The sequence below is a fragment of the Coprococcus sp. OM06-34AC genome (assembly GCF_003462545.1).
GTDB lineage: Bacteria > Bacillota > Clostridia > Lachnospirales > Lachnospiraceae > Coprococcus > Coprococcus aceti.
Genome location: NZ_QTZF01000001.1, coordinates 411,007 through 424,274, shown reverse-complemented (window position 1 = coordinate 424,274; position 13,268 = coordinate 411,007). Strand labels below are relative to the sequence as shown.

The 13,268-nt window shown below is 41.3% G+C and carries 6 protein-coding genes; all 6 read left to right on the top strand.

Going from position 1 to position 13,268, the window contains the following annotated elements; all coding sequences use genetic code 11:
• Window positions 1-2 precede the first annotated feature (2 nt).
• The 6 genes from DXB91_RS01845 (at window position 3) to DXB91_RS01820 (ending at window position 13,145) form a co-directional block, all read left to right on the top strand.
• On the top strand, window positions 3-2,819 hold the full coding sequence (locus DXB91_RS01845) for a hypothetical protein (protein ID WP_117548744.1): 2,817 nt from the start codon (window positions 3-5) through the stop codon (window positions 2,817-2,819).
• A 12-nt stretch (window positions 2,820-2,831) separates the two neighbouring features.
• Window positions 2,832-3,353: a prepilin-type N-terminal cleavage/methylation domain-containing protein gene (locus DXB91_RS01840; RefSeq protein ID WP_117548745.1), complete on the top strand. Its 522-nt coding sequence runs from the start codon at window positions 2,832-2,834 to the stop codon at window positions 3,351-3,353.
• A gap of 12 nt (window positions 3,354-3,365) precedes the next feature.
• On the top strand, window positions 3,366-4,238 hold the full coding sequence (locus tag DXB91_RS01835) for a prepilin-type N-terminal cleavage/methylation domain-containing protein (protein WP_022216704.1): 873 nt from the start codon (window positions 3,366-3,368) through the stop codon (window positions 4,236-4,238).
• A 17-nt stretch (window positions 4,239-4,255) separates the two neighbouring features.
• Window positions 4,256-10,549, top strand: coding sequence for a DUF5057 domain-containing protein (locus DXB91_RS01830; protein ID WP_118016679.1), 6,294 nt, complete (start codon window positions 4,256-4,258; stop codon window positions 10,547-10,549).
• 119 nt (window positions 10,550-10,668) lie between these two features.
• Window positions 10,669-12,054 (top strand): shikimate kinase, encoded by a 1,386-nt coding sequence (locus tag DXB91_RS01825; RefSeq protein WP_118016801.1) that lies wholly within the window; start codon window positions 10,669-10,671, stop codon window positions 12,052-12,054.
• Window positions 12,054-13,145, top strand: coding sequence for a M24 family metallopeptidase (locus DXB91_RS01820; protein ID WP_118016678.1), 1,092 nt, complete (start codon window positions 12,054-12,056; stop codon window positions 13,143-13,145). Before DXB91_RS01825 ends, DXB91_RS01820 begins: the two co-directional genes overlap by 1 nt.
• Window positions 13,146-13,268 lie beyond the last annotated feature (123 nt).

The following is a 13,268-nucleotide window of genomic DNA, read 5'->3' as shown; positions in this document are numbered from 1 at the left end:
AGATGATTGAGAGATTAAAGCGAAAGCTTAGGCATAACGATGATCACGGTTCAAGTTTCGTCCTTGTAATAGTCGCAACCACATTTATGTGCATTCTTGCTTCAGCGATACTTATGGGAGCTATGATGACATACAAGCTCAAGTTTTATAAGCTGAATTCCCTGAATAACTTTTATGAGGTAGAAACTGCACTTGATGAGATGTATGCGGGGGTAGGCGCAGCGACCAATGAGCACCTTTATTCAGCGTATACAACTACGGCTGAATTGGTTGTTGTGTATGATACTAAGGCTCAGGCGTATACTACCCTTGACAATAAATCGGCAAATGAGCTTTTCAAAAAGCTTTTCATGACAGGCTTTGTTGCAGATACAAACTATAAGAGCCTTAAGAACGTGACAGATACACTTCAGTCTTTCATATCTAATGAGTATGATGCAGTGGACAATCCGGATGGTGTCAGACTTGATACATCGAACATGAAGCTTATATATACTGATGTTAATAACAAGACAACAACTCAGTATTATAAGAATAATGGAGGAATTAAGACGGAGAAGCAGTCGGGTTACGAAAATGACAAGGTTCAGTCTGTCACATTCAAGAATGTGTGTGTTAAGAGAAGTGTGAATCTGCAAGGATCAACAGCAGGAACCTATGAGCAGTCTATCACTACGGACATTGTTCTCACGGAGCCTGAGTACAATGTTTCGTTTGATACAAGCAGTGTATCAAACAATACATTGTATGAATATGCGATACTTGCGGATATGGGTGTCGAGGTAGGAGAGGACAACGACAACCGGACAACCGACGCACAGGTTAAGGGTAACATCTACGCAGCAAGCGATTATTACAATAAGGATTATAATGATGTAGCCGAGACAAAGGTTACGAACAAATATGAGAGTAAGCCTAGTACAATGTGGGGAACAAAGGACAGCAGTGCTTATTCCGGAATATTTGTAAATGGAAAAAATACATCACTTACACTCAACTCTGATGTTGTTGTGTGTTCAGGTTCTCTTGCAGCATACAATGGAGCAGAGATAAACCTTTCAGGTCGTACACAGACTCTTTCAGAGCTTTGGGCAGACAATATTGTCATAGGTGGAAAGGATGGCGGTTCTCTTAAGGCTTCTGCTGATGCATACATATTTGATGATACAGAGCTTAACGCAGAGAAGGCGAGTCTTAAGTTTACTCAGGGCAGCTATTTTGGATATAGCTACAATGCACAGGATACAAGAAGTCTGAATTATCTCAGACAAAAAGGATATCTTGCAACAGGATATAAGCTCAGATCACACTTTAGTGATAGTGCAATTATTGTAAATGGTAAGAATTCAACACTTGACTTACAGGATCTTAATTCACTGTATATAGCAGGTAAGTCATATATCGAATTCTCAAAGATTGCTGCTTCAAGTGTTCCTGAGGACGATGAGAATATAACAGTTGATGAGAATGCAGATTACGCATTCACAACACTGGAGGATTATTCTACAGGACAGTCTCTTGATGTGAAGACAAATCAGCTTATGTTCCTTACCCAGTGGTCTGTAGTGAACAACACTGAGAAGGTTGACCCTGACACAGGAATCACTACAGTTACACTTCAGTTCCCAAAGACATTTGAGGCAGATGCGAACATACTTGATCTGTATGATGATTTCCTCAATGATCTTGCTACAGAGGGAGATAAGGGTGTAACAGCAATTAAGCAGACTGTTTCAGGACATGATTATTACTATCTGTATATTGAGGATGGAAAAGATTCATCCAATGTAAGCAATGCAGAGAAGTTTGCAGAGAAATATTATAAGCTTCTTCAGGATTACGGTGATGAGATAAGCAGTAAACTCTATAATGTACAGAAATATGAGCAGTTCCAGGTTAAGCTGGTTCTTCCGGCAGAGGGCAAGATAAATGCAAGCGGTGCTGTCACAGATCAGAATAACGATGATTCGCTGTTCCTGAGAGCATCCACAACTACCACAATGGATGTGGCTACAGCGCTTGATAATGTTTCAACAGGCAAGGTGTTTACTAACATCCTTGGTAACAAGGGTTCAGACAACAATAAAAAGGTATTTAATGACCTCAAGGCGGATGCTGCAGAGCTTTCAGGAAGTTCAGTTGCAAATGATGAAGAGACTACAAGTAATTTCCTCTCATATATGTATATAAATATGAAGGATCATCTGTCAGTTCTCAACAAGAAGGATGAGGCAACTAAGCCTGATGTAAATGCGTGGGAGATTGCAGGCTATAGCAAGTCAGCAAGTGGATATACAAGTACATATAATAAGGATAAAGATGAATATTCATATGATTACAGTATCACTCCTTTAAATCACTATGTTGATTTTGCTTATGTATTTAGCAGGAACCTTTCAATTGAGAATACAATTGGAAATGCAACAGATAATGAGGCTAAAACCATAGTTATCAATTCTGGTGATGTTAAGCTCCAGCCAAACAATGGTGATGGATCATTCCAGGGAATTATAATTGCCGGTGGTAATGTAAGATTTGATGAGAATGTTAAGAGCTTCAGAGGTATGATAATCACTGGATCAAAGCTTATAATTGACCATAATATGTCAATATCAGCAGACGCTGCATTTGTTGCAAATCTTCTTGAACAGTGTTCAGAGAGCACAGACGAAAAGCTCAATACGCTTACAACAAAGGTGCTGAAGAACTATACATCATCCAAGAGCGAAGGTAACACAGAGGTAACAGGAGCATCAATATCAGACATCTCATATGAAGATATTCTTGTATTCCAGAACTGGAAGAAGAATGTTGAATAGGGGGTGTAGCTGATGAAGAATTGTATAAAATCAAATAATGGATACACGCTTATAGAGATGATAATTGTTATTGCTATAATTGCAGTAATGTCAGGCGTGGGCTTTCTCACTATATCATCAATAAGAGCGTCTCAGGCAACTGCTTCACTGCAGAAGTTTGACAGTGAATTGTCGGCGCTTGAGATGAGAACTAGGACGCAAAAAAGTGGAGAGGCGGTAAGGATAGTCCAGAATGGTGCTAATTACGATATTTTCTATGGTATATGCGCTGATGGAAGGGCGGAGTCATTTACTGCTAATTCATCTGCACCTGACAAGGTGCTGGAGAGAGTTACGATATATTATGCTGACGATTACGATGCAGATTCAGTGACTACTCCTCTTTCAGAGCAGGTTATTATTATCAGGAAATCTGACAGTCAGGTGCTGACTGGATATGGAGAGTATCGTTTCTGCAAGTATAACAGCAACAATACTGTTGGAAGGGTCAACCTGAACCAGTATACAGGCGGTCATACATATGGAAAGAATTAGGGGGTGTGAAGAATGATATGTAGAAATAAAGACAAGGGCTTCACATTCATAGAGCTTATACTGTATATGGCAATCTTGGGAATATTCATGGTTGCTGTCATGTCCCTTATATCTACAACTGTTGCGTCACATAAGAAGCAGTCGTCCAGACAGAAGCTTCAGTCTCAGGCGACTGAGACATATGATGCGATAGCAGACATACTGATGGGGGCAAGTGATATCAAGATTGATGGAACTGCTTACGTACAGACTGGAACATCATTCACTCAGGTTACAGGAAGCTTTATTGTTCCTGAGGATACGTATGTGAAATCCGCAGGATCGGGAAGCACACTCCGTAAGCAGGGAGGCGTTGCTGATGTAATCCAGGATATAGTGTCAGATAGCGGTGTGATAAAGAAAAAAAGCAATAGCTATGATATAGCGGATGTTAAGCCTTTTGGCGGCGCTGGTGCTTCAGAGGATGTGCACACATTTATAGATGCTGATTATCTGTGGGTTCAGTATTCATCTGAGCTAGATAAGACTGCATTCTGTACGATTACCTACAGCAAGACAGACAAGAAATTGTATGTTTTCAGACAGGAGATGAGTGATGAAACGCTTAATCAGGCAAAGCAGGATCTCAAGAGCAGCGATTCAGCAAAGGTAAATCAGGCACAGGCGGTGCTTTCATCGTGTACAAAGTATGTGGATGCAAGCTCCAAGAAAGGTACAGTGCTTGCTAACAACGTGAAAAGCTTTCAGCTTCAGGTCAATCCTGCAGACAATAGTGTTGCAGTGATTATTGGATTTGAAGACACAAAAACAAAAGAGACATATAAAGTAACAAGTGTAGTTGGACTCAGAAATTCATTCGTGCTCAAGAAGCATGAGTGGGATTAATAGAGGAGGAAAATACAGTGTTTAAGAATAAAAAAATAGTCTTATCATCTATAGCTATTATATTCGCACTTGTAGTCAGCTCTATATTTGTGAATTATACACTGGCTAACTCCGATTCTCAGGCTTCCCTGAGTGATGCGAACGGCAGCGGAAGCAAATCTACAAGTCTGACAGGATTGTCCAATATCGATCTGGCAGTCAAGAACTCCAACGATGCTGGCAAGAAACAGACAGGAGAGGACAAATTCAGAATCGTCCAGATAGTACCTGATTCATATAGTGGTAATGCAGATATGGATGAGAAGCTGAAGGAAACCGTCACTGATAGCAAGTTTTCAGGTGATGCGAAGAAGCTGACAGGATACGATTCAACAACATATCTTTGGAGATATGTATATGCAGGTGAGTATTTCAGACTTGCAGTGTTCAATGGATATAAGACGATAAGCGATAACATGGCTGCCGGTGCGGTGACTCTTACAACTTGTACAGTCAGCGAGCTGAACAGCATGGATACAACAGCCCAGGGAATCCTCAATCAGGCGGATTTCATATATATTTGGGCAAATGGTGCCAGTGATTATGCCAGCACATCAAATGATATAAGCGAGGATCTGTATAACTGGCTGGATGCGTATGCTACAGCAAACTCACATCCTATAGCATTGTGTACAGGAACTCTGTGTACATCAGAGCCAGAGCTTATAACAGGAAATAATGATGATTACAGAATGGGTGCACTTGCATACAAGCTGATCACCAAGGGTGCTGTGGCAAGATATGATAATGTCCTTGTTACAGAGCCGGATTTCTTTAAGACACTTTATCAGGAGGCAGATGATAACAAGACGACTCCTGATATAAACAAGACAACAAAGACGATCTCTGACTTTATTCTTCAGGCAGAGAGAAAAGCCAGCGAGGGTGGTAGCGATTACCTTAACTATGGAACATACTATAAGTGGTATGAGGGTGTATCAATACTTGATTTCCTTGATGGTAACATACCGGATAATATCAAGGATTCCACATATGATAAGGCTGGTTCAAGATCAGGTCTTACAGGAGACAGAAAGTCGTGGAACTTTGATAATGCCAAGATACTTGTGATTTCAGAGGACGGAGCCGGCAGTGCAATGTTCAGTGAAATCACAGAGAAGAATAGCAGTGCTACACGTGGAGACATGGCTTCTGCTGATTACACATTCAATGCGAAGACAAATACATGGGAATCTGTACAGAAGGCTCCAAACAGCGATCTGACAGGACATATGTATGCGAATGGTACTTCAAGCAGTGGTACAGGTCTTTCAAGATATGTGCCAAGTGGTGCTGATGTTTATCTCATTGACAGTGCCGATCTTGTAGAGGCGATGACCAATGGCGGTAAGGCATTTAAGAATGTCAACTTTGCAACATCATACTATAAGGATGTCAAGACAAAGTCAGTTTCCGGTACAGTGAGATGTACTGATGATGCAGGTGATGCAGTGGATCCAGCAGCAGATATGTATGCATATCTTGTAGTAGAAAATGGAACACAGCTTAATCTGGCAGGAACATCAGTAGATATTCTTATGAAGGCTCCTCTTGAGATGAAAGAGGTTCCGAAACTTGACGAGAATGGTCAGGAGATAAAGGATGCTGATGGCAACACAGTTATGGAGACTGTATACACATACAGCTTTGACAGACTCAGCCCTGAATATAGCTACAAGGTTGTAGTTGGAGGAGATGTCAGTGATGACCAGTTCTCTTATGATGATCTTGTGGTTGGAGTAGCTGATAATTCCGGTCTTGTTGACGGAAGTGATACTGATTATCAGTATGATTTCAATATTAAGACAGTTGACGAGGACAATGTATCAGGATACACATACAGAATAGACGCAGCAGGAACAGAAGATGAGAATGTTGTAGTTACATATCAGGATTTCCAGGAGAATGTTGGTAATGCAGATCTCAATTATGAGTATAAGAGTGATCTTGTATATACTAATCTGGATTTCTCAGATGCGGCAAAGGTTGTTTCGTATGTTACTGGTCTGCATGACAAATATCTCGAAACCCAGGCAGTATTCATGAATGGTACTTATGATAAGCTTGATCTCTCAGAGTATGACTTTGTATTTATTGACAAGGGTACATATAACAAGGAGATAGGCACAGCGGTATTCAAGGATCTGTGCAGTGCAGTCGAGAGTGGACAGTATTTTATAGTTTCTTCTAAGGCCGGTGACGGAAAGGGCTCAGGAGATGGCAGTGGCGATGATTCAGATCCAACCATTCCGGTAGTTGATTCACCATCGGCAAAGGCAGTGGCTGATGTTATCAATGCCAGTGTGTATCGCGATGGTTCTGATAACAAGTTCAAGGTACTTGAGATTCAGCCGGATTATCCGATTGATCTTGAGGTGGCAGCACTTCAGGATACTGTAAGTACAGCTTATACAACAAGAAGTGATGGAGCAACTAAAATAACAGGAAACTATTATACAGTTCCATCTGATGTAGTAAGTGGTAAGTCCAAGCAGGAGCTGGCAGCCAGAACAGAGTATTATGATTTTGATCTTACCAAGGCGAAGATAGCGTACGCTATCGATGGTATATCCATTGGAGATATTCAGCTCACTCAGGTTTCGACCGAGCAGCTCATTGGTATGAAGGAAGATATAGCAGCGACATACGATCTGGTATATATCGGTGGCGATATAAGTGCTATGGATAGAAATCCAGCGGAGATGTACAAAGGACAGAATGATATCGGTAATGCTACGTCGGGTTACACATATCAGATATTCCCAACATTCATCATGTATTACCACACAGGTACACTCAGTCAGTTGATGAATGCATCTACATATAGCCCAGATACAGCACCTATATCAGGATCAACAAATATGCTTGCATCACCAAAGGTTGGTGACAAGTATTACACAACAACATATCTTGCAGAGAATGGTAACGACCTGACAAATACAAAGTATCAGGAGCTTCTCACATACATGGCATCAGGCAGACCGATGATCATAAGTGATGAGCTTACCAGCGTATATGAGAATATGCAGGGTACAAATGCAAATGGTGATAAGCTTTCACAGGCTGAGCTCCTTCAGGGATATTGGTATAAAGATGGAAAGCTTGAGAGAAAGAATTATTATCTCGATCCATCATCAAGAATGTATCAGTTGGTAGATACTCTCTATGCAAGACATACAGGATCAAATGGATCAAATATTCTGTGGGGATTCGATAAGAATGCAACACAGTATATAAGTGATAAGGATGGAATATACGGTAACAGTTTATGGACAAAGCGTGTTCAGTCACTTGCTGGAGGTAAGTTCAAGGAAACTGATTATATGGACTCAGACGTACAGGATCAGTCATGGTATAAGCGTCCGGGAACAGATACTGTATATTATAACTACAAGGTAGTCTGGGATGATGCTACTTCAGCATCTCTTAACAGACTGGTGACAGGAAGTGCACATAGAACAAGACTTACTATCACTACAAAACCAGTTACATATCAGCAGGGAATACAGCAGACTTATATCAAGTCCAACAGATTACAGTTTACATTCCAGGTTGATGGTGATAAGTCAGTATATAACTACAAGTTGTTTGTAGATGTTGATAAGAATACAAAGTTCGAGAAGGGCGGCGGTGATTATTGTCTTGGGGATAAGATCACAAACGGTCAGGAGAAATCACTGACAGTAGCGCTTGACTCTGAGTTCTTTGGATCAGCAGCATGGTATCTTGAGATAACAGATGAGGATGGCAATATAGTTGCTTCTTCTACAGGTCTCAGCAAGATAGTAAATAATAACGTATCAAAGAGTGAGATAAATGTTCTTCAGGTTCAGACAATGGCAGAGGGACAGACGGCAACCTCATGGGGAGCAACTGATACACTTTACTTTGATATTGAGTCACAGACAGCTCACAAGATTGCAAAGTACAATGTATTTGCAAACATGGCAGAGCTTGATAACGCATCAACTACTCAGTATGCAGTTCTTGGAAGACATGAAAACAGATTCGGCGTATATGAGTTTGATACAAACACAGATGCGGATGATTATTATTCAAATCTTGCAGATGAGCTTTCAGAGGATTATGACATAAATCTTGATCTTGTGGTTGCTTCAAGTGATAGAGCTTCATTCAAGACAGGTGATGGAGTGGATGCTCAGTATGATTGCCTTGATACTATGGTAGAAGAGGCTGAGAAGCTTGCCAAGGGTGAGAAGGTTGATGGACATAGTCAGGAAGAGTACGAGAGCCTTGCCGCTGTTGCACTTACAGAATATTCAGCAGCGTCAGCAAAGGTTGCAACGCCAAAGAAGATTCTTGATAACTATCTCAAGAATGCAATAGACTATATTGATGGTAAATACACAGGAACTACAAATTACAGTACATTTATCAATAATTTCAGGACAAGCAATGCAGAGACAAAGAAAGTCCTTCAGTATATGCAGGATACAGGCGATTATTATCTGATATTCTGGCCAAAGTACAACACAATGAATCACTGTGAGGGTGACTTCAAAGCAGGAAAGATGTCAGATGATTTCGGAGCTGATTTTGCTAAGTATTATTCAGATTATGTGACAGCAAAGAACGCAGAGCTTGAGGCAAAGGATAAGTACAATACTTACCTCAGACGTTCATATGGTAAGAGCTTTATGAAGAACATGTACTCAATACTTGTTCTTGGACCATCGGATTCATTTGGTGGATTTAAGGTTGACTTCAAGAAGGAAACATGTCAGTACATACTTGACTATGTATCAGCAGGAGGAGATTTGTTCTTCTTCCACGATTCAATGTCACCATATGCAAATGCAGGTGCAGTTAATCTTACAAAGTCACTTATATCAGTAGTAGGAATGAACAGATTCCATGTTGATGTAACAGACAATGTTGTCAAGTATGACAATCCGCTTAAGCTTGGTAAGTATAACGTTAAGAGTGTTTCTTACAGCAAGGCTTCTGTTAATACAAGTACACTGGATGTTACATACACAGCAGATGGAACAGTCGATGATGTGACATATACATCACCGGATAGCAGCTTGTATTACCTGACACCATATGCAAATAATCCTACTGCAGGCGAAGGATTACTGAACAGTATGAATTCTAACATTATGGATGTATTTGTTGAGAAGAACGCATACTGGCAGCCATATCTTGGAAAAGATAAGAAGGTATATGTAAGTGCACTTGCAATGACAGCACTTTACTACAATGGTAATATGGCTGGTGCAACAACTACACTTCCATATGTATATGCACAGGAGTCATATAAGGCAGCAACAGCCTGGTCACAGGCTTCAAACCAGGATCAGTCAGCTTGTGCTGAGACAGTTAAGGCTACACAGCTTAACTCAGGTCTTGTAACATTGTATCCATACAACATAAGTTCATCACTGAACATATCGGGTACACATCAGCAGGCATTTGCACTTGATCTTGAGAGTGACAACATAACAGTATGGTATACTCTTGCAGGTTCAAATAACTCATCGAACAGTAAGATGCGTTCATCAAAGTATGCAGCGGATCCTGGAGATGCAATGGAGGCTTACTTCATCTACACTACAGCTTATGGCAGTGGTGCGATCACATATTGTGGTGCCGGACATTCATCAGTTACAGGTAGACGTACAAGAAACAATGATGAGAGAAAGCTGTTCATCAACGTTATTGTAAACAGTGCATCAGCAGTACCAGAGATGCCAACTATCAAGTGTTACGATCCAAAGCAGACATGGGCTGCAGAGGATGAGCTTCCAAAGGATGCAGAGGCACTTGCTTCATCAGGAAAGACTGTATATGTAAGTGAGGTTGACTCAAAGACAGATGATCCTGAGTTTGATTATAAGATTGGAATTCCGGAGAAGACAAAGGTAACAAAGGTTAACATTTACTATGATCTGGATTACGATGATTCCGATTACTCAATCAGACCAAGCTATACAGAGAATACTGATAAGATGATTAAGTCATACGATAAGATTGGTACAGCCAAGTTAACATCAATTGCAGGCGATATAAAGGATATTGTGAGAAATGGCAATGGTACAGCCCTTACACCTGATGATTCGTGTTATGCACCATATGGTGGAAATTACACATACATCGTTGTGGAGGTATATTACCAGGGCAAGACAGTTCCTGTATATACAATGATCAAGGTTAAGGCCGCAGATCCATTGTTCGACCTGACAGACAATACTATAGACGTTCCGGCACTTGGAGATTTCATTGCCGAGAAGAAGAATGTATTTGCATAATGCGTATATAGTATAAATAATAGCAATAAATATAGAAACCGGGGTGGTTATATACTCCGGTTTCTTTTTGTGTTATACTGACTCTGTTCAAAATAAGAGACTGAAGGATGGAGATACATATGGAGATAAATGGAAAGACAAGATTATTGGGTTTGCTTGGTGATCCGGTTCAGCACACCATGTCACCGCTTATACATAACACACTCAGCGATATATTGGAAATCAATGAGGTGTATGTGCCGTTCCATACCCATAAGGAGGGGCTGGCGGATGCTGTAAAGGGAGCGTTTGAACTGAATATATTGGGAATGAACGCCACTGTACCTCACAAGAATGAGGTAATGGCTTCACTTGTGGATATAGATGATGGGGCAGCGGCAATAGGTGCGGTCAACACTCTTGTCAGGACTGCAAACGGTTATAAGGGATATAACACAGATATGATGGGGCTGTCCAGAGAACTGGAGTCCTACGGAGTGGAGCTTGATGGTAAGAAGATTATCATACTTGGAGCGGGCGGTGCAGCGAGAGCTGTGGCATATATGTGCATGAATAAGGGTGCGGATAAGGTATTTATTCTAAACAGAACAATTGATAAGGCAGAGACTATAGCAGAGGATATGAATGGACATTTCGGCAGAGAGACTATGACTGCCATGAGACTTGGTGATTATGGACAGTTACTGCAGGAGAATGTAGATGATAAGTTCGTGGTATTCCAGTCCACATCGATAGGTCTGGCACCGAACAATGAGGCGGTAGTTATCGATGATCCACATTTTTACGACAGAGTCAGTGTGGGAATCGATCTCATATATAATCCGTTTGAGACAAGGTTTATGAAGCTTTGCAGACAGGCTGGAGCATTGGCGTACAATGGTTTGCGTATGCTCCTTTATCAGGGAATAATTGCATATGAGCTCTGGAATGATATATCCATATCGGAGGATGTTGCTGATATTGTGTACGACAGATTGCTGCAGTCGGTCAGGGATAATGTTATCCTGATAGGCTTTATGGGGTGTGGAAAGACAACCGTTGGCAGGGTGCTCGCGGATAAGCTTGGATTTGATCTGCTTGATGTAGATTCTTATATAGAGGAGAAGGCAGGCTGCAGTATAAAGCAGATATTTGCCGAGAAGGGGGAAGAGTATTTCAGACAGCTTGAGACAGATACTCTTAAGGAATTGAACAGCCGGCTGTCACATACGGTTATATCCACTGGAGGCGGACTGCCTATGAGACAGGCGAATGTGGATGAACTCAGGCGAATGGGCAGGATCATATATCTGGACGTTAAGCCTGAGGAGGTAGTAAGGCGACTTGCGGGAGATACGACCAGACCTCTTCTGCAGGGAGAAAATGTAGATCAGAGAGTGAGGGAACTTATGGGACAGCGAGGACCGGTGTATGAAGCTGCCGCTGATATCATAGTTCCGGTTACAGGAATTGAAATAGATGAGATAGTACAGGAAATAAGTTCTTATATAGAAGGTGGGAGATGATGGTTATGGACACAGCAATTGCTTATGAAAAGGTCAGAAGGATAATAGATGAGATGAATCTTGATGCGATATTGATCACTGACAGGTACAACATGAGATATATAGCATCGTATCGCGGAGAGGGCGTTATAGTTCTGGCAGGATCAGGTAAGACAGTCATAACGGATTCGAGATATACGGAGCAGGTCCTGCGCGAGTGTGAAGGATATGAATCTGCAGATATTGCTGGAAAAGGATATGTTGCGTGTATTTCATCTATTCTTGATGGACAGAGAAAAAATTCTGGGAATCTGAGAGTTGGATTTGAGAATCTTAGCATCAGCTATAGAGAGTATTCGGAGTTCTCAGCAGGAATATCGGGTGTGGAATGGATAAGTCTTGATGGTAGGCTGGATTCCTTAAGAGAGATAAAGACAGATGAGGAGATCGAGAATATCCATACAGCGGAGTCAATAGGAGACAAGGCATTTTCACATATACTGGAATATCTCAGATCTGGCATTACAGAGAAGGATGTTGCGCTTGAACTGGAGTATCATATGAAGAAAAATGGTGCGGAAGGCTTGAGTTTTGACACCATAGCTGCATCTGGAATGAATTCATCCATGCCGCATGCTATTCCTACGGATAAGACTCTGAATAAGGGGGACTTTCTCACTATGGATTTTGGCTGTATATATGAGGGGTATTGTTCAGATATGACCAGAACCGTAGCAATAGGAAAGGCATCTGATTCAATGAAATATGTGTATGATACGGTACTCAAGGCTCAGACGGAGTCTATGAATATGATAAAACCAGGAGTCAGATGTAACGATGTTGATGCTGTTGCTAGACGTATAATAGCCGATGCCGGATATGGAGATTGCTTTGGACATGGACTTGGACATTCGGTGGGATTGTTTATACACGAGAATCCGAGATTTTCACCTAAGTGTGATGACATATTGAAACCTGGCATGGTCATAACAGTTGAACCGGGAATCTATATTCCTGGACAGTTTGGTGTCAGGATAGAGGATCTGGTTGTTGTGACGGAGGATGGTTACAGGAATCTTACCGGATCAGAGAAGAAGTTGATAGAGATTTAGTAGTGGCGGCTATCACGATATAGAACTCAGGTATCATACAGCCGGTCTTATACCGGGCGCCATCGTGAGTGCCGTGGGAGTATGTGCGTTTGTATTGCTGTGTATATACGACAGTAGAAAGCG